Consider the following 17899-nt stretch of genomic DNA (forward strand, 5'->3'; position numbering starts at 1 on the left):
AAACAAAGATTATAGTAAGTTCTTTTTTAAGAAATATTACAATTTCAAAAGGAAGGGTAACAATAATCTTCGTTGGCAAGAGAGAATCAAGAGGATACCAAATGTTCCAAAAGAACGTTTGAAAGGTCAAGCGAACAAGGGCGCAGGGCGAATGCCTTGGCACTGGGAGCCGATGAAAGACGTGATAAGCTGCGATAAGCTTCGGGGAGCTGCAAATAAGCATTGATCCGGAGATTTCTGAATGAGGAAACTCATCTGGGTTCATACTCAGGTACGTTATACTGAACTTCAAAATAGGTATATCGGGGGAACCGCCTGAACTGAAACATCTAAGTAGGGCGAGGAAGAGACATCAAACGAGATTCCGTAAGTAGTGGCGAGCGAACGCGGAAGAGGGCAAACCGGGAGTAGAAATACTTCCGGGGTACGGACTGCTTTTAGGACTTAATCTGTTAACCGAACGGCATGGGAAGGCCGGTCAGAGAGTGTGAGAACCACGTAGGTGAAAACGGAGAGAGCTGCGCAGGATCCAGAGTACGGCCAGACACGTGAAACCTGGTCGGAATACGGGGGGACCACCCTCCAACCCTAAATACTACCCAGTGACCGATAGCGTATAGTACTGTGAAGGAAAGGTGAAAAGCACCCCGGGAGGGGAGTGAAAGAGAACCTGAAACCCTGTGCCTACAAGCACCTAGAGCACGTCAAAGTGTGATAGGGTACTTTTTGTAGAACGGTCCGGCGAGCGATTGTATGCAGCAAGGTTAAGGACTTAAGGTCTGGAGCCGAAGCGAAAGCGAGTTTGAAAAGGGCGTTAAGTTGCATACAATGGGCCCGAAACCGGGTGACCTACCCATGGTCAGGTTGAAGTGGAAGTAAAATTCCATGGAGGACCGAACCGACCTCCGTTGAAAAGGCGGCGGATGAACTGTGGGTAGCGGAGAAATTCCAATCGAACCCGGAGATAGCTGGTTCTCCCCGAAATAGTTTTAGGACTAGCCTCAAGTTAGATACCTGGAGGTAAAGCACTGAATAGCCTAGCGGCCGAGAGGTTAGCGAAGCTTATCAAACTCAGAATGCCAGAGTATTGATGCTTGGGAGTCAGACAGTGTCAGATAAATGTCATTGTCAAAAGGGAAACAGCCCAGATCTACAGCTAAGGTCCCAAAGTCAGGTTAAGTGGAAAACGATGTGAAGATACGTAGACAACCAGGATGTTGGCTCAGAAGCAGCCACACATTCAAAGAGTGCGTAATAGCTCACTGGTCGAGCGTCTTTGCGCGGAGAATTTAACGGGGCTAAACCTGACACCGAAGCTTAGGCAATGTACTTTGTACATTGGGTAGGGGAGCGTTGTATACGCGGTGAAACAGTAGCGCAAGCGGCTGTGGAGTGTATAGAAGTGAGAATGCCGGAATGAGTAGCGCGAATGCAGTGAGAATCTGCATGGCCGAAAGCCTCAGGTTTCTGGAGGAAGGTTCGTCCGCTCCAGGTCAGTCGGGAGCTAAGGTGAGGCCTGACGGCGTAGCCGATGCACAGACGGTAGAGATTCCGTCACCACCAAAAGAGTTAAACACAGGGACACATTTGAAGTCTCGGAGCCGGGTGTTGGTTCCGGTAGCGATCGAGGGAAATTAGTACCGAAGTCCGGGATGGAAGATGGCGAGAAAAGCTGTGTGAATTTCTGCGGTGCCCGTACCGCAAACCGACACAGGTAGGTAGGAAGAAGATTCTAAGGCCAACGGGAGAAGGGTTGTTAAGGAACTCGGCAAATTGACCCCGTAACTTCGGGAGAAGGGGTGCTCCAGAGATGGAGCCGCAGAGAATCGGCCCAAGCAACTGTTTACCAAAAACACAGGTTTGTGCTAAATCGAAAGATGACGTATACGAGCTGACGCCTGCCCGGTGCTGGAAGGTTAAGAGGAGATGTGCAAGCATTGAATCGAAGCCCCAGTGAACGGCGGCCGTAACTATAACGGTCCTAAGGTAGCGAAATTCCTTGTCAGGTAAGTTCTGACCCGCATGAAAGGCGTAATGATTTGGGCACTGTCTCAACAGCCCGCCCGGCGAAATTGTAGTACCGGTGAAGATGCCGGTTACCCGCGACAAGACGGAAAGACCCCATGGAGCTTTACTGTAGCCTAATATTGGGTTTCGATGTTGCATGCACAGGATAGATGGGACACTGGGAAGCAAGAGCTTTGGCTTTTGTGGAGTGGCCGTTGGGATACCATCCTTGCGATATTGGAATTCTAACCTGCGCCTTTGAATCAAGGCGGGGGACATTGTTAGGTGGGCAGTTTGACTGGGGCGGTCGCCTCCTAAAGAGTAACGGAGGCGTTCAAAGGTTCGCTCAGCTTGAACGGAAATCAAGCAAAAGAGTGCAAACGCAGAAGCGAGCCTAACTGCGAGACTGACGGGTCGAGCAGTAACGAAAGTTGGAGTTAGTGATCCGGTGGTATGTGAGTGGAAATGCCATCGCTCAACGGATAAAAGTTACCCTGGGGATAACAGGCTGATCTCCCCCAAGAGTCCACATCGACGGGGAGGTTTGGCACCTCGATGTCGGCTCATCGCATCCTGGGGCTGTATTCGGTCCCAAGGGTTTGGCTGTTCGCCAATTAAAGCGGTACGCGAGCTGGGTTCAGAACGTCGTGAGACAGTTCGGTCCCTATCTGTCGTGGGCGCAGGATATTTGATGGGAGCTGTTCCTAGTACGAGAGGACCGGAGCGGACGTACCTCTGGCGCACCAGTTGTTCTGCCAAGGGCATAGCTGGGCAACTATGTACGGATCGGATAAACGCTGAAAGCATCTAAGCGTGAAGCCGACCCAAAGATAAGATATCCCATTGTTTCAAACAAGTAAGACCCCTTGAAGACTACAAGGTTGATAGGCACGATGTGTAAGTGGAGTGATCCATTCAGCAAGCGTGTACTAATAGGTCGAGGGCTTGACCACAATTCGCTTGAGACTTTTAAGTCAACGAAAAAATGTCAGCAGTGATTATTCAGTTTTGAAGGCACGTCCTTCTAAAAAATATTGGACAGTAAAGCAGAGATGTGTTATACTGATTCAGTCAGGTCGGTCGGTGTCGATGACGGTAAGGTTCCACCTGTTCCCATTCCGAACACAGAAGTTAAGCTTACTTGTGCCGAAGATAGTTAGCTGGAAACGGCTTGTGAAAATAGGTAGTCGCCGACTTGAACAAAAAGCTCTGAGATGAAAGTCTCAGGGCTTTTTTATTGCGTTTCGGGGCAGAAAATAGTATCATAAAAGGCGGAACCTTATACTTTCTACAGATTTTCCTGTTACACTGGATGCACAAGGAAAGGAGAGTCTGTATGGATAAACTGACAAAAAGGGCTGGATGCTACTCAGCTCAAGACTATTGCACTGGTGCTGATCGCTAAGATATTCGGCAAGCGTACAGTGTGTATGGTGCACGGTTTGAACTGGAAGGTGGACAAGTGGCGCGGCTTTGCAAGCCGTTACATGAAGCTGGGAGAGCGGATCGCTGCAAAATATGCGGATGATCTGGTGGTGCTTTCGGAGACGGAGTGGAACTATTTTTTGCAGAAGTATGACCGCGCGTCTATTCTGATCCCCAATGCCATTCGCTTTTATGAAAAGCGCCCCTGTAATCTGATCCGGGAAAAATATGGGCTGGAGCAGGGAGAGTACATCCTATATGTGGGGCGCATCTCGCCGGAAAAGGGTACGATGGATCTGGTGGAGGGCTACCGCAAGGCCAAGACAGGGAAAAAGCTTGTACTGGTTGGCTCGCTGGATGACAGCGAATATTGCGGAGCAGTACAGCAGCAGGCACAGAAAGACCCTAATATCATCATGACCGACTATGTGGTGGGCGACCCGCTGAAGGAGCTTTACAGCAACTGCGGGCTGTTTGTTCTGCCCAGCCACACTGAGGGGCTTTCCCTGTCGTTGCTGGAGGCGTTGTCCATCGGTGCACGGTGTCTGGTGGGCGACCCGTTGAAGGCGATGCCCTCCACCCTGAAAAAAGAAAAAGTGCCGGCAGGCGCAAAAGCATAAGCAAAGAACGCCCCGGAAACGCTTGACAGCGTTTCCGGGGCGTTTTTCGTTTAGATCAGCGGGGCGATGAACTTGAGCACCATGCCCACCAGATGCAGCAGCTTTTTGCCCTGCCAGACGCTCTGGCGGGTGGGCTCCACCGTGCGGCACTGCGCCAGCGTATCCTGAAAATCTGCTTCAATGCGGGGCAGGCAGTCTACGCCGCGCATCCAGACCGCGTTTTCAAAGTGGTGGTACAGGCTGCGGTAGTCCAGATTGATGGTGCCCACAACCGCCTCCTGCCCGTCCATGATCATCACCTTGGCGTGGGTGAAGCCGGGGGTCCACTCGCTGATCTTCACACCGGAGGACAGCAGCGGCAGGTAATGGGTCTTAGCCAGCGCATAGGCAAATACCTTGTCCGGCTTACCGGGCAGGACCAGGTGCACATCCACGCCGCGCTCGGCGGCAAAGCGCAGGGCAGTCTCCAACTCACCGTCCAGAATGAGGTATGGTGTGATGATATGTATGCTGTGCCGGGCGCGGTTGAGCAGGTCGATGTAGACCATCTCACCCACACGCTCGCCGTCCAGCGGGCAGTCGCCGTAGGGGATGACAAAGCCCTTTGCCTGCGTTTGCGGGAGGGGGCGGGTGAGGAACTGGGCGAACTCCGGCTCGCGCTGGATGCTCCACATCTGCAAAAACAGAGCGGTCATGGTGCGCACGCCCTCGCCCTCCAGCATGACGGCGGCGTCCTTCCAGCGGCCATATTTTTCAACGTGGTTGATGTACTCATCGGCCAGATTCACGCCGCCGGTAAAGCCCACGCGGCCATCCACGACCAGAATCTTGCGGTGGTCGCGGTAGTTATAGTGGGTGGAGACAAAGGGCGTGACCGGCGCAAACACCTTGCAGCGGATGCCCAGCGCTTCCAGCCGTCTGGGGTAGTCCCGGGGCAGGGTGGAGAACTCGCAGGTGCCGTCATACATCACCCGCACATCCACGCCCTGCGCGGCTTTGCGCGCCAAAATTTCCAGAATGCGCCCCCACATCAACCCTTCGTCAATGATGAAGTATTCCAGAAAAATGTACTGGGTGGCGCTTTCCAGCTGGGGCAGCAGTGCGGCAAACTTGGCTTCTCCGCTGGGGAAATAGGTCACCTGCGTGTTTTCGTACACCGGGAAGCCGCCGCCCCGTCCGCGCAGATACTGCGCCAGAGAGGCCGCGCCGGGGCAGTCTGCGTCCAGCGCCTTGTCGGCCTTTTTGGGCTGTGGCAACTGGCTGCGGGTTTGCCCTTCCAGCTCCAGCAGGCGCTTTTTGAGCATCCGGTGGCCTACGTCCTCCTTGGTGTAGCAGAACAGCAGCACGCCCAGCACCGGGGCAAGCGCCGTGACCACCAGCCACGGGATGCGCACACTGTTGTTCATGTCCTGATTGAGCAGGTAGACCATCATGGCCGCCGTGACCAGCAAAGTGCCGCCCAAGTAATGGGGCAGCAGACCGCTGAACCAGCGCATCAGGCTGAACAGCGCCCCGAATTGCAGCACCAGCAGCACCAGCACCAGCCCGAAGCGGCTGAAAATGGCGTGGATGAGCCCTTTCTGGCCTTTGCGGAGCAGGCGGATGCCGCCGTCCTCAAAGACCCGGACCTTGCTTCTCATGGTGTGCTGCAATGTTTCTTTTGGCATATTGACCATCCTTTTTTGTGAATGTGTCGGCGGGTGGCCTGCAAGCCCTGTCCAAATGACACATTTTGTGCTATGATAAAAGGGAAGAACTGCTGCCGGGCGGCAGCAGAGCGGATACATATTTATTATAATCCATTCCGACCGGTTTTTCCACAGAAATCGGCAGATTTTGTGCAGAAGGAGTTTGCATCATGAACAACCTGATCATTGGCATCGCGGGCGGCTCTGGCAGCGGCAAGACCACCCTTGCACTGCGGCTGAAGGAGCGCTTTGGGGAAGACGAGGTGCGGCTGATCTCCCACGACAGCTACTACAAGCGCCACGACGATCTGCCCTTTGAAGAGCGCTGCAAGCTGAATTACGACCACCCGGACGCCTTCGACAACGCCCTGCTCATCTACCATTTGCAGGAACTGAAGGCAGGCCGCGCCATCGACTGCCCGGTGTATGATTACTCCAACCACAACCGCAGCAACGAGGTGCAGCACATCGAGCCCGCCCCGGTGCTGATCGTGGAGGGAATTCTGCCCTTTGTAGAGCCGGAGCTGTGCGCCCTGTTCGACTACAAGATCTTTGTGGACACGGACGCGGACGAGCGCATCCTGCGGCGCATTCTGCGGGACGTAAAGGAGCGCGGGCGCAGCTTGGACAGCGTGATCGACCAGTACCTTACCACGGTCAAGCCGATGCACGAGGCCTTTGTAGAACCCAGCAAGCGCAACGCAGACATCATTGTGCCCAACGGCGGCGAGAACAGCACCGCCGTGGAGATGCTGGCGCACCATATCCGCACCCTGATCGAGCGGGCGAACCGGGGGTAAGATAAATTTAAAAAGGCACCCACGGCCATCCGGCTGCGGGTGCCTTTTTGCATACAGGGCTTAACGGATAGAGGTACGCACCAGCGCGCGCTTGAGGCGCGCCTGTGCCAGCTCGTACTCACGGTCGTTCAGGTCCTTGCGGGCAAGGATCTCCTCGGCGCGCTTCTTGGAAGCCTCCGCACGCGCCTGATCGATGTCCTCCGCCCATTCCCAAGTGGTAGCCACCAGACGCACGTCCCCGTCCAGCACGCTGAGCAGGCCGCCCATGCAGGCTGCGCGGCGGCGCTGACCGTCGGCATCCACAATGTGCGCCTCGCCCATGCCCAGTGCCGTGCAGTAGTCGCCGTGCTTTGCCAGAATGGCGATATCGCCGTCAATGGCGCGGCAGACGATGCGCTCGGCCTGACCTTCAAAGGCGCAGCCGTCCGGCGTGACCACCGTCAGATGAAAGGTCGTCATGGCTTACCCCTTCTTCGCTTTTGCGAACACGTCGTCGATGGTGCCCGCGAACAGGAAAGCGCTCTCGGGCAGCTCGTCGCACTCGCCGCTCAGGATCATCTTAAAGCCCCGCAGGGTCTCCTTCAGCGGCACATACTGGCCGGGCATACCGGTGAACTGCTCTGCCACATGGAAGCTCTGGCTCAGGAAGCGCTGCACCTTGCGGGCGCGGCTGACGGTACGCTTGTCCTCCTCGCTCAGCTCGTCCATGCCCATGATAGCAATGATGTCCTGCAGCTCTTTGTAGCGCTGCAGCACCTTCTGGACGGCGCGGGCGATCTCGTAGTGCTCCTGCCCCACGACCTCCGGGCTGAGGATGCGGCTGGTGGAGTCCAGCGGGTCCACAGCGGGGTAGATGCCCTGCGATGCAATGTCACGGCTCAGGACCGTGGTGGCATCCAGATGGGTAAAGGTGGTGGCAGGGGCGGGGTCGGTCAGGTCATCGGCGGGCACGTAGACGGCCTGCACCGAGGTGATGGAGCCCTTGCGGGTGGAGGTGATGCGCTCCTGCAGGGCGCCCATCTCGGTAGCCAGCGTGGGCTGGTAACCAACGGCAGAGGGCATACGACCCAGCAATGCGGACACCTCGGAACCGGCCTGCGTGAAGCGGAAGATGTTATCGATGAACAGCAGCACGTCCTGATTCTTCACATCGCGGAAATACTCTGCCATGGTCAGACCGGACAGTGCCACGCGCATACGGGCTCCCGGGGGCTCGTTCATCTGGCCGTAGACCAGCGCGGTCTTGTTGATAACGCCGCTCTCGGTCATTTCGCCGTACAGGTCGTTGCCCTCACGGGTGCGCTCGCCGACGCCGGTAAATACCGAGTAACCGTTGTGCTCGGTGGCGATGTTATAGATCAGCTCCTGAATCAGAACAGTCTTGCCGACACCGGCGCCGCCGAACAGGCCGATCTTACCGCCCTTGGCGTAGGGGCAGATCAGGTCAACCACCTTGATGCCGGTCTCCAGGATCTCGGTGGTGGACTGCTGCTCCTCGTAGCTGGGAGCGGGACGGTGGATGGGCCAGTAGGCATCCGGGGTGGGGGCGGGCTTATTATCCACAGGCTCGCCCAGCAGGTTGAACACGCGCCCCAGACACTGGTCGCCTACGGGCACCTTAATGGACTCGCCGGTGTCCACGGCATCTGTGCCGCGCACCAGACCATCGGTGCTGCTCATGGCAATGCAGCGTGCCACATTGTCGCCGGTCAGCTGAGCGACCTCCACCACCAGCTTCTGGCCGTGGTTGTCGATCTCAATGGCGTTGAGCAGCTCCGGCAGCTCGCCATCCTTGAACTGGATGTCCAGCACCGGGCCAATGACCTGGATCACCTTGCCGATATGTTTTTCGGACATAGGCTACAACTCCTTCTTGATAGTCTTAGTTCTCCGCGCCGGCCACGATCTCGGTGATCTCCTGCGTGATAGCAGCCTGACGGGCACGGTTATAATACAGGTTGAGATGGTCGATCATCTCACCGGCGTTCTTGGTGGCAGCGTCCATGGCGGTGCGGCGGGCAGCCAGCTCGCTGGCTACGCTCTCGCACACGGCACCGTAGACGACACCGGCCACATACTCCGGGATGATCGCGCTGAATACTTCCTCGCTGCTGGGCTTGTACAAGATCTGACTGCGGCGCGCTTCGGCCTTCTGCTGCTCGGTGGGCTCCATGGCCAGCGGCAGCACCTCGATGGAAACAGCCGTCTGGGTCATCATGGAATCGAACCGGGTGTAGCAAAGCTTTACGGCGTCAAACTCGCCCTTACGGTACCCTTCGGTGATATGGCGCGCCAGCTGGAAGCACTGTCCCACCGAAATATCGGCGGCCAGCAGCACCTCCTGCGTGAACAGTTCGGCTTCGTGGTGGGCAAAATATTCTGCCGAGCGCTTGCCGATGGGCAGCACCTCCACATTGCCGCTTTCCTGTGCAGCCAGCTTGAGCACATTGGAGTTGTAACCGCCGGCAAGGCCGCGGTCACCGGCAATGACCACCAGCAGCGTGCGCTTGATCTCGCTGCGGCGCAGGTAGGGGTTGCGGGCGCGGGCCCGCTGCCGCGATCTCGGTCAGGGTCTTGTACAGCGTTTCAAAATAGGGTCGGCTGTGCTCGACCCGCTCCTTGGCACGGCGCATTTTGGAGGAAGCCACCAGCTCCATGGCCTTGGTGATCTGCATGGTGCTCTCTACGCTTTTGATGCGCAGCTTGATGTCCTTCATGGAACCAGCCATGCGTTACGCCTCCTTCCCTTTAATGCGCCTTGACAAAGCTTTCGGTATACCGGGTCAGCACGGCTTTGAGCTGCTCCTCGGTGTCCTTATCCAGATTACCGGTGGTGCGGATGGTGTCCATCACGGCAGCCCCGGCGGCATCGTTGTCCAGATACTCGTACAGGCTCTTCTCGTACTCTGCCACATCCGGCACCTTGACGTTGACAAGGTAGTCGTGGATGGTGGCGTACAGGATGGCGACCTGCTTTTCCACAGGTACGGGCGCGGAGCGGTTCTGCTTGAGCACCTCCACGATGCGCTCGCCCTGTGCCAGACGCGCCTTGGTGTCGGCGTCCAGATCAGAGCCGAACTGCGCAAAGGACTGCAGTTCGCGGTACTGGGAGTAGATCAGCTTCAGGGTGCCGGCCACCTTCTTCATGGCCTTGATCTGGGCGTTGCCGCCGACACGGGACACCGAGATACCGGGGTTGACTGCCGGCATGACGCCGGAGTGGAACAGCTCGGTCTCAAGGAAGATCTGACCGTCAGTGATGGAGATGACGTTGGTGGGAATGTAGGCGGAAACGTCGCCCGCCTGCGTCTCGATGATGGGCAGAGCCGTCAGACTGCCGCCGCCCAGCTCGTTGGAAAGCTTGGCAGCGCGCTCCAGCAGACGGGAGTGCAGATAGAAAACATCGCCGGGGTAAGCCTCGCGTCCCGGAGGACGGCGGATCAGCAGGGACAGGGCACGGTAAGCCACAGCGTGCTTGGAAAGGTCATCGTAGATGATGAGGACGTGCTTGCCCTGCTGCATGAAGTATTCGCCCATGGCACAGCCGGAGTAAGGGGCGATATACTGCAGGGGAGACAGCTCGGAGGCGGTAGCGGACACCACGATGGTGTAGCCCATGGCACCGGCTTCGGTCAGGCTCTGCACAAGGTTTGCCACGGTAGAGCGCTTCTGGCCGATGGCAACGTAAATGCAGATGACGTCCTTGCCCTTCTGGTTGATGATGGTATCGGAGGCGATGGTGGTCTTGCCGGTCTGGCGGTCACCGATGATCAGCTCGCGCTGACCGCGTCCGATGGGGATCATGGAGTCGATGGCCTTGATACCGGTCTGCAGCGGCTCCTTGACGGGCTGGCGCTCGATGATGCCGGGAGCGCGGCTCTCGATGGCGCGGTACTCGGTGGTCTCGATGGGGCCTGCGCCGTCGATGGGCTGACCCAGTGCGTTGACCACGCGGCCGATCATGGCATCGCCTACCGGCACGGAGACTACCTTGCCGGTGCGCTTGACGATGCCGCCTTCTTTGATGCCGGCATCCGAGCCCAGCAGCACGATGGAAACGGTATTTTCCTCAAGGTTCTGGGCCATACCGTATTCGCCGTTGTCAAACTGGAGCAGCTCGCCTGCCATGCACTTTTCCAGACCGCTGGCCCGGGCGATGCCGTCGCCCACCATAATGACCGTGCCGGTCTCGCTCTGCTCGATGGCATTTTCGTAATGCTTGATCTGCGCACGGATGATCTTGGAGATCTCTTCAGGTTTCAGTTGCATCTTTGTTTGTTCACCACTCAATTCATAATAGTCATTTCGGGTGGAAATTCGTTCTGTGCTCTGCCCCGTTTGCAAAGGGCAGGGAAAAAGTTACAAAGTGACCGCCGCAATATCCCGGCGCAGGGAGGCAAGGCGATTCTGGACGGTGCCGTCCAGCTCGGTGCCCTCGATATCCAGCCGGATACCGCCCAGCACCTTGGCATCCACCTTGGTCTTAAGGTCGATGGTCTTGCCAGTCAGGCTTTCCAGCTTGGTGTGCAGGGCAGAAAGCTGCTGCTCTGTCAGCGGAATGGCCGAGATAGCCGTAGCTTCCAGAATGCCGTGCGCCTGATTGTAGCGGATGCGGTAGGCCCGTGCGCAGCCGGACAGCTCCCGCAGGGTGCCCTTCTCGCACAGGATCTTTAAAAAGTTCAGCACATAGAGGTGGACCTGCCCGCGCAGGGCTTCGTCCAGCAGGCCGCAGCGCTCCTTTTTGGGGATGCTGGGGGTGCTGAGCAGCCGCAGGTAGTCCGGGTTTTGCTTCAGAAGCTGTTGCGCCTCGTCAAGCTCGCCCAGAATGCGGGTCTCCAGCCCTTCCTCTGCCGCCAGATCGTACAGACTGCCGCCGTACATCTTTGCAGTTTCGGTCATGATGCTTCACCCACGTTTTTGATAAATTCGTCGATCAGGTCCTTGTGGTCCTTCTCACTGATCTCGCGCTCCACCACCTTGGATGCGATCTCCATGGCGATGCCGCCGATCTCGTCCTTGACCTCGTTCACGGCCTTCTTGCGCTCCTGCGCAATGTCAGCCTCGGCCTTCTGCTTCAGCGCAGCGGCCTGTGCGCGGGCCTCGCCCACGATCTCTTCCGAGCGGGCGGTGGCGGTCTTTTGCGCCGCAGCTACGATCTGGTTGGCCTCGGTGCGGGCGTTCTGCAGGTTCTGCTCGTACTCCGCCTTCATGGCCTCGGCCTCGGTGCGCAGCTTCTGCGCATCCGCGATCTCGCTGTCGGCCTTGGCCTTGCGGTCGGCGATCACCTGTTTGATCGGCTTCAGCAGGAACTTTTTGAAGATGACCAGCTGGATCATCAGGTTGCAGATCTGGGCCAGAAAGGTCCAGCCATCCAGCGTGATCAACGCCTGATACAGTTCCATAAGCGTCTCCTTTCGTTATTTTTTCGGATCGGGAGGCTTATGCCAGGTACTTCATGAACATACCGGGTGCCAGGAAGATCAGCAGCAGGCCGGTAACAAAGCCGTAGATACCGGTGGTCTCGGAAAGGGCAACACCGAGGATCAGGGTGCTGGTAACATCGCTCTTGCACTCCGGCTGACGGCCAACGGCCTCACAGGCAGCGGCAGCAGCGTTGCCTTCGCCGATACCGGGGCCGATACCTGCGATCAGTGCGCAGCCTGCGCCGATGCCGCAGCCTGCCAGAGCGATACCACGAGCCAGATACTGGAAATCAGTCATAAGATTTGTCCTCCTAAAATGTGTTTGTGTTTTGGGGGATGCCGGAAGGCGTTAATCCTCACCGGCAGCACGTTTGATGAAGATTGCGGTCAGGGTACAGAAGATGAACGCCTGAATGCAGCCGCCGAACCAGTCGAAATACAAACCGGTAAAGGCCGGGATGCCGATCTGGAACAGCTGGATCTGACTCAGGAAGCCCGGCAGCCAGCCAAAGATGACGTGGCTCAGGCTTGCCAGTGCCCAGTACAGCAGTGTGGAGATGACCGTACCGGACAGGATGTTGCCGAAGTGACGGAACGCCATGCTGACAGGGGTAGAGATCTCCGACAGCACATTGATGGGTGCCATGATAAAGATCGGATCGAGCAGACCCTTGAGGTAGGTCAGAATGCCGTTCGTTTTGATCTTGTAGTACATGATCAGAACAAACACCACAATGGCCCACGCTGCCTCGGTGTTCAGGTCGGCCGTGGGGCTCCACAGGCCAACGACGCTGATCAGGTTGCACCCAACGCTCAGTGCAAAAATAGCACCGATCAGGGGGATATACTGATCGAAGTGGAAGCCCATGTTGTCGTGCACGAACTGCTCCAGCCGCGTTACGATGAACTCGGCTGCGGCCTGTCGTTTGGACACATTTTCCAGCTTGAGGTCGTGCCCCAGCCAGATGGCAAAACCCGAGAGCAGCGCCATGACGATCCAAGTGCTTACCAAGGTCTGGGTAATTTTAAAATCACCCAGCAGGGGGATGTTGGTGTGGATGGTATACAGGATCTTTGCGCCGTTCAGTTCCATTTATTCTTGTTCACCCCCTTCGTCACGGGGCTGCACCGCAGACTCCTCGGCAGGGGCGGGGTCATCTTCCACAGCGATGTCCACCGGCTCCTGCGGGGGCGTGAGCGGCTTGTACTTCCCGGTTATCTGGAGATAATAGATCGTAACTCTGGGGAACAGCAGCGGCAGAACGCCTGCAAACGCCTGGAAACAGGGAGCCGCAATGGCTATGATGATCCACAGCGCCTGCAGCAGCATCCTTGTATTATAGGATATCTGCAGCTGCGCTTTACGCTTTTTTTCGTCCGGCTCGTCAATGACCTTCTGCACCACGAAGCAGATCCCGGCAAAGTTGCCGATAGCCACCAGCGCGCCGATGATGCCGCCCAGCAGCACCCGGTAGTCAAAGACCACCCAGCCCACCAGATGCAGCGCTGCAAACACCACCCACATCACGGCGGTGCACAGAGATACGCCGCAGGCGATGCGCAGCAGTTCCTTTTTGGATTCCGGCTGCAATTTCATAAAAACGGACCTCCATTACTGGTGGGAGTTAAAGCCCACCCGATGATTTTTTTCGTGTTTGGAGCGCTCCAGCCGTTCCTTGCAGAACACCCAGAAGTTCTGCGCCCCGGCGGCAAGCCCCAGACCCACAGCGGGCAAAAACAGCCATTCCGGCCAGCCCCAGTGCTCCACGGCCCACCAGCATCCGGCAAGGCAGAGCACCAGCGGCAGCAGCATATTCAGCCCCAGCTGGGTCAGCCAGACCAGATCTTCCAAAGCCTTGTACCAGCCCTTCAAGTTCTGCGCCGCTCCTTTCTGCGGGTGCTGCCCGCATTCCAGCATTTGGAATTTTTGCCAGAGACGGACAGGCAGCCAAAAAGTCTATGCCCTCAGTATACTTCAAAGCGTCGGATATTGCAATCAATTCTCCACCGAAATATAGTAAAATTTCATAGTTTGTTAATACTGATTCCATAAATGCGCGCCTATAACACACATTGTGCGCCTATGGGCACATCATTGCACAAACTTTGCAGAAAAGTTTGTGCAGAGTGTAGAAAGTGAAAAAAGCGTTGCCGCGCAAAGGGCAGGCGAACGGCATTGCAATAAAAAACACCCCCGACACCGGGTGCCCGGCATCAGGGGGTGAAAAGCAGTATATCAGAGCTTCAGATATTTTGTGCAGGAGGTGTGCGGCGGGTGCAAGGCTTTTACTCCTTGCGCTGGATCCACACCTGTGTGCCATAGAAGGGATTGGCGGTGCCCAGACACAGCCCCTGATCGGTGGTGGCAAACGTCCGCAGACCGTGGTTGTAGGGATCGCCGAAGCCATCGATGGTGATGGTCTGGAAGTTTACGCCGTCCTCTGTTACATAAAGGTCGAAGCCGCGCTTTGCCTTGCGCATATAGTTCAAAAGCCGGATAGCGCTGGCGATGTTGCGCACCGTAATGTTGCGGAACACGAAAGCGTAGGAGAACTTGATGGTCTGCGCCAGAGTATCGGCATTGCCGCTGCCATCGGGGTCTACTGTTTTCAGCGCATCCATCAGGGCCTTCAGGTAGTTCCACTGCGTTTTCCACTCCTCGGGGGTGCGCTGGAGCAGATTGCCGTTGACGAACTGCCCTAAGCACTCCAGCAGACTGCTGGTATCAAAGGTTGCCACATATAGCTTGCCATCGTACACCTGCATCCGCCAGATGTACTGGTTCTCGTTGCGGCCAAAGCCGGACTTCAGGCCCGAAAGGCTGCCGGAGGGGAACATTTTGGTGGTGTTGCCTACCACCAGCTCGATGTTCTCGTCCTTGTCCATGCGGTAAAGGTTTACAGACTGCTCCAGATTGGCGTTGAGGAAGTTGCAGTCCAGACCGCCGCCGAACTGACCGGTGGCTTTTTTGCCGGTCTTGGCAAAAAGGATGCGCTCCAGCGCGATCTCCTCGTCGTTGTACTCGCCGATATAGAGGTGGTCGTTGTATACTGTCAGGTTGGCAGCGCCGGAACGGGTGCGCTCCGGATCGATGCCGAAGGTGTAGCGGGCACCGTCCTTTTCCGTGTCGCCGGCCAGTGCAGTCCATGTAAAGCTGCCGTCAGGGTTCTGGTCGCCCCGCACCAGTGCAAAGGACTGCATGGTGTTGTCATCGGGCATATTGTCCTCGGTGCCGGTGCAGATGGAAACATACAGGCTGCCGTTGAACTCGGCCATATCCCAGATGCTGCCGCCGTAGATGCTGTCGGCGTAGTGGTAGGCAGGGTAGTTGAACAGGCTTTCGGAGTCCGCGATCTGGGTAAAGCCCTTTTCCGGGTCAGAGGAGATCAGCAGGGTGGCGCTGCTCTTGCCGGTGGCGGCGTCCGTGGTCACGTTGCTGATGACCAGCTGGTCCTTGTAGACACACATACCCCGGATGCCAACGCTGATGCCCTGCTGGTAGGCTACGGCATAGTCCTGCACGTTGTTCAGGCCGATATACACCGGCTTGCACGCATCGGTATCGGGGTCTACCTGCCAGATACTGGGCAAAAAGCCGATGCCGCCGCCGCCCACGCTGCCGCAGAAGTACAACTTGCCGTGATACTCCAATGCGTTGCGGAACAGGGGTGTGTAACCGTTGGAGGAGCCGGACATCAGCAGCTTGGTCTCGCCGGTCTTGGTGTTGATCTTTGCCAGAACGCCCTTGGGCTTGCCGCCGTCTGCCTCTGTCAGGAAGAAGGAGCCGTTGTAAAGGGCGTCAAAGGTAGCGGCAAGCACCTTGTCATCATACTCGTCGCCCAGACTGCTCTTCATCAGGGAGAGGGTGTTGCCCATGGCGGCGTAGCAGGTGCCCACATATAGCCAGTCACCGTAGCCCACAGCAGACCATGCGTAGTTCTGGCCCCGGTCGCCTGCGTTGTAGGCGGCGTCCTCCGGGTCGGTCACCACGGCAACGGTGCTGCCGCCCAGATAATCCACGATGCCGTCTGCTGTTTTGACGTCCTTTTCCGGGTGGGTGAGTTTTTCAAAGGTGTAGTCGTTTCTGCTATAAAAAAAGGTATTGCAGTCATCGGGAGAGGCTGCGATGGACAGCTCCTCCCATGCGTTGGCTGTGGCAGTCTCTGCACCTTCAGCCGAGGCCAGAAGCTGCATCGGCAGTGCATATAGCATGGCTGCTGCCAGAACGCCGCTGACGATACGTTTCCGGTTCATAAGATTCTCCTTTTTATGGCAAAGCACTTTTTGTGCTTTTATGAAAAAAGTGTTAAAACGATGTCAGTGTAACACAGAATGTCCCCGAAGTGCAAGGAATTTTTTAACGCATTGCGGTTTTTTAGGGAAAGCTTGCCGCGCCAACGTGCAAAAAAAAGCCGCCCGGCTCGCAGTCCGGGCGGCGGATAAACGAGGCGGAAATGCTTTTACCAGAGGTTTGCAGTCTCGTTGTACAGACCCTCGTAGCTCTTGGCGGAAACGTCCCAGCTGAAATCGCACTCCATGCAGTGACGCACGAGGTTCTTCCAGTTTTCCTTGTTGTTGTAGGCATTCTGTGCGTTGCAGCAGGCCACATACAGCTCGTGGGCGTTGTAACCGGCAAAAGTAAAGCCGTTGCCGTTACCCATGGTGCTGTCGTGGATGGAGTCGCGCAGGCCGCCAGTCTCGCGGACGATGGGAGGTGTGCCGTAGCGGCAGGCCACCATCTGTGCCAGACCGCAGGGCTCGCTCTTGGAGGGCATGATGAAGGCGTCTGCACCGGCGTAGATCTCCTGCGAGAGCTTGGGCTCAAAGCCGATGTAGGTGCCTACGCGGCCCGGGTGACGGCCGCACAGGTCAGAGAAGAAGTTCTCGTACTGGCTCTCGCCGCTGCCCAGAATGACCAGCTGGATGCCGCGGTCCACCAGACCGTCAGCGATGCTCTGCACCAGATCAAAGCCCTTCATGCCCACCATGCGGCTGACCATGCCAAAGACGGGGCTGCCGTCTTTATGCAGACCGAACCTGTTCTGCAAAGCCTCCTTGCACTTGGCCTTGCCGGTCTCGAAGGTCTTGCTGCTGTAATTGAAGGGGATATTCTTGTCGGTGGCGGGGTTGTTGGCGTCCATGTCGATGCCGTTCAGGATGCCGCACAGCTTATACTGCTTCTCACGCAGCAGGGCGTCCAGACCGTAGCTGAACCACGGGTCCAAAATCTCCTGTGCGTAGGTGGGGCTGACGGTGGTGATCTTGTCGGCGGTCTCGAAGGCACCCTTCATGAAGTTGGCGCAGCCGTCGTACTCCACGATATGCTGGTCCCGGTGGCCGATGCCGCAGGTATCTTCCAGAATATCGATGCCGTACTTGCCCTGATAGGCAATGTTGTGGATGGTGAACACGGTCTTGATGCGGTTGAACTTGTCCAGATGACGATAGTACAGGTTCAGGTACACCGGCACCAGAGCGGTCTGCCAGTCGTTGCAGTTGATGATATCGGGGGTGAAGTCGATGTAGAACAAAGTCTCCAGCACGGCGCGGGAGAAGAAGGCGAAGCGCTCGCCGTCATCGTAGAAGCCGTACAGGCCGCGGCGCTTGAAGTAATACTCGTTGTCCAGGAAGTAGTAGGTCACGCCGTCCACATCGGCCTTGAACAGGCCGCAGTACTGGCTGCGCCAGCCCACAGGCACGGAGTAGTTGGTAACGTATTCCAGCTTATCGCGGAACTTCAAATCGCCGTACAGGGGCATAATGACGCGGGCGTCCACGCCGTCCCTGACCAGCGCTTTGGGCAGGGCACCTGCCACATCGGCCAGACCGCCGGACTTGGCAAAGGGATTGGCTTCCGAAGCAGCATACAGGATCTTCATAGGATTCGCTCCTTCCATGATACAGGCAGATGTTCGCGCTCCCCGCCGCCGTGAAAA

General features: G+C 57.1%; 14 protein-coding genes, 2 rRNA genes and 1 pseudogene. 4 read left to right on the forward strand and 13 right to left on the reverse strand.

Annotated elements, in window-relative coordinates:
- The first annotated feature begins 124 nt into the window (after positions 1-124).
- From ACXPUX_RS04365 to ACXPUX_RS04375, 3 genes are all read left to right on the forward strand, one after another.
- Positions 125-2960 (forward strand): 23S ribosomal RNA (locus ACXPUX_RS04365).
- 126 nt (positions 2961-3086) lie between these two features.
- Positions 3087-3203, forward strand: a 5S ribosomal RNA gene (gene rrf / locus ACXPUX_RS04370).
- Positions 3204-3437: 234 nt separating this feature from the next.
- Positions 3438-4052, forward strand: a complete 615-nt coding sequence (locus tag ACXPUX_RS04375) for a glycosyltransferase family 4 protein (protein ID WP_458830309.1) — start codon at positions 3438-3440, stop codon at positions 4050-4052.
- 50 nt (positions 4053-4102) lie between these two features.
- On the opposite strand, the gene ACXPUX_RS04380 is transcribed toward ACXPUX_RS04375, so the two are convergent.
- Positions 4103-5719 (reverse strand): phospholipase D-like domain-containing protein, encoded by a 1617-nt coding sequence (locus ACXPUX_RS04380; RefSeq protein WP_458830311.1) that lies wholly within the window; start codon positions 5717-5719, stop codon positions 4103-4105.
- Positions 5720-5910: 191 nt separating this feature from the next.
- On the opposite strand from ACXPUX_RS04380, the gene udk reads away from it, so the two are divergent.
- On the forward strand, positions 5911-6540 hold the full coding sequence (udk, locus tag ACXPUX_RS04385; protein WP_458830313.1) for a uridine kinase: 630 nt from the start codon (positions 5911-5913) through the stop codon (positions 6538-6540).
- A 60-nt stretch (positions 6541-6600) separates the two neighbouring features.
- On the opposite strand, the gene atpC is transcribed toward udk, so the two are convergent.
- The 12 genes and pseudogenes from atpC to glgA all read right to left on the reverse strand — a co-directional run bounded on the left by atpC (position 6601) and on the right by glgA (position 17842).
- Entirely contained in the window at positions 6601-6999 is a 399-nt protein-coding gene (gene atpC / locus ACXPUX_RS04390) for an ATP synthase F1 subunit epsilon (RefSeq protein WP_458830315.1), read from the reverse strand.
- Between the two features lie 3 nt (positions 7000-7002).
- The gene (atpD, locus tag ACXPUX_RS04395) at positions 7003-8397 is read right to left on the reverse strand and encodes a F0F1 ATP synthase subunit beta (RefSeq protein WP_005921508.1); all 1395 of its coding nucleotides are present in this window, start codon (positions 8395-8397) and stop codon (positions 7003-7005) included.
- A gap of 25 nt (positions 8398-8422) precedes the next feature.
- Positions 8423-9269: pseudogene (gene atpG / locus ACXPUX_RS04400) on the reverse strand (ATP synthase F1 subunit gamma).
- 19 nt (positions 9270-9288) lie between these two features.
- The gene (atpA, locus tag ACXPUX_RS04405; protein WP_458830317.1) at positions 9289-10809 is read right to left on the reverse strand and encodes a F0F1 ATP synthase subunit alpha; all 1521 of its coding nucleotides are present in this window, start codon (positions 10807-10809) and stop codon (positions 9289-9291) included.
- A gap of 90 nt (positions 10810-10899) precedes the next feature.
- The gene (gene atpH / locus ACXPUX_RS04410; protein ID WP_458830319.1) at positions 10900-11439 is read right to left on the reverse strand and encodes an ATP synthase F1 subunit delta; all 540 of its coding nucleotides are present in this window, start codon (positions 11437-11439) and stop codon (positions 10900-10902) included.
- Positions 11436-11942, reverse strand: a complete 507-nt coding sequence (atpF, locus tag ACXPUX_RS04415; RefSeq protein WP_112090727.1) for a F0F1 ATP synthase subunit B — start codon at positions 11940-11942, stop codon at positions 11436-11438. Before atpF ends, atpH begins: the two co-directional genes overlap by 4 nt.
- Before the next feature lie 37 nt (positions 11943-11979).
- Positions 11980-12261 (reverse strand): ATP synthase F0 subunit C, encoded by a 282-nt coding sequence (atpE, locus tag ACXPUX_RS04420; RefSeq protein ID WP_005921517.1) that lies wholly within the window; start codon positions 12259-12261, stop codon positions 11980-11982.
- 51 nt (positions 12262-12312) lie between these two features.
- Positions 12313-13056 (reverse strand): F0F1 ATP synthase subunit A, encoded by a 744-nt coding sequence (locus ACXPUX_RS04425; protein WP_458830322.1) that lies wholly within the window; start codon positions 13054-13056, stop codon positions 12313-12315.
- The gene (locus ACXPUX_RS04430; RefSeq protein WP_005921521.1) at positions 13057-13560 is read right to left on the reverse strand and encodes an ATP synthase subunit I; all 504 of its coding nucleotides are present in this window, start codon (positions 13558-13560) and stop codon (positions 13057-13059) included.
- Positions 13561-13575: 15 nt separating this feature from the next.
- Positions 13576-13836, reverse strand: a complete 261-nt coding sequence (locus ACXPUX_RS04435) for an AtpZ/AtpI family protein (RefSeq protein ID WP_172679811.1) — start codon at positions 13834-13836, stop codon at positions 13576-13578.
- Positions 13837-14249: 413 nt separating this feature from the next.
- Positions 14250-16217: a hypothetical protein gene (locus tag ACXPUX_RS04440; protein ID WP_458830325.1), complete on the reverse strand. Its 1968-nt coding sequence runs from the start codon at positions 16215-16217 to the stop codon at positions 14250-14252.
- A gap of 206 nt (positions 16218-16423) precedes the next feature.
- Positions 16424-17842, reverse strand: a complete 1419-nt coding sequence (gene glgA, locus ACXPUX_RS04445) for a glycogen synthase GlgA (RefSeq protein ID WP_458830327.1) — start codon at positions 17840-17842, stop codon at positions 16424-16426.
- Positions 17843-17899: the final 57 nt, after the last annotated feature.

Source organism: Faecalibacterium sp. PGM34 (genome assembly GCF_054456555.1).

What these genes read in the sequence shown, in the direction of transcription:
- ACXPUX_RS04430 (WP_005921521.1), bottom strand. Translation starts at nt 13,560, where the DNA reads ATGAAATTGCAGCCGGAATCCAAAAAGGAACTGCTGCGCATCGCCTGC.
- ACXPUX_RS04380 (WP_458830311.1), bottom strand. Translation starts at nt 5,719, where the DNA reads ATGCCAAAAGAAACATTGCAGCACACCATGAGAAGCAAGGTCCGGGTC.
- atpE (WP_005921517.1), bottom strand. Translation starts at nt 12,261, where the DNA reads ATGACTGATTTCCAGTATCTGGCTCGTGGTATCGCTCTGGCAGGCTGC.
- udk (WP_458830313.1), top strand. Translation starts at nt 5,911, where the DNA reads ATGAACAACCTGATCATTGGCATCGCGGGCGGCTCTGGCAGCGGCAAG.
- ACXPUX_RS04375 (WP_458830309.1), top strand. Translation starts at nt 3,438, where the DNA reads ATGGTGCACGGTTTGAACTGGAAGGTGGACAAGTGGCGCGGCTTTGCA.
- atpF (WP_112090727.1), bottom strand. Translation starts at nt 11,942, where the DNA reads ATGGAACTGTATCAGGCGTTGATCACGCTGGATGGCTGGACCTTTCTG.
- ACXPUX_RS04440 (WP_458830325.1), bottom strand. Translation starts at nt 16,217, where the DNA reads ATGAACCGGAAACGTATCGTCAGCGGCGTTCTGGCAGCAGCCATGCTA.
- atpD (WP_005921508.1), bottom strand. Translation starts at nt 8,397, where the DNA reads ATGTCCGAAAAACATATCGGCAAGGTGATCCAGGTCATTGGCCCGGTG.
- atpA (WP_458830317.1), bottom strand. Translation starts at nt 10,809, where the DNA reads ATGCAACTGAAACCTGAAGAGATCTCCAAGATCATCCGTGCGCAGATC.
- atpH (WP_458830319.1), bottom strand. Translation starts at nt 11,439, where the DNA reads ATGACCGAAACTGCAAAGATGTACGGCGGCAGTCTGTACGATCTGGCG.
- glgA (WP_458830327.1), bottom strand. Translation starts at nt 17,842, where the DNA reads ATGAAGATCCTGTATGCTGCTTCGGAAGCCAATCCCTTTGCCAAGTCC.
- atpC (WP_458830315.1), bottom strand. Translation starts at nt 6,999, where the DNA reads ATGACGACCTTTCATCTGACGGTGGTCACGCCGGACGGCTGCGCCTTT.
- ACXPUX_RS04425 (WP_458830322.1), bottom strand. Translation starts at nt 13,056, where the DNA reads ATGGAACTGAACGGCGCAAAGATCCTGTATACCATCCACACCAACATC.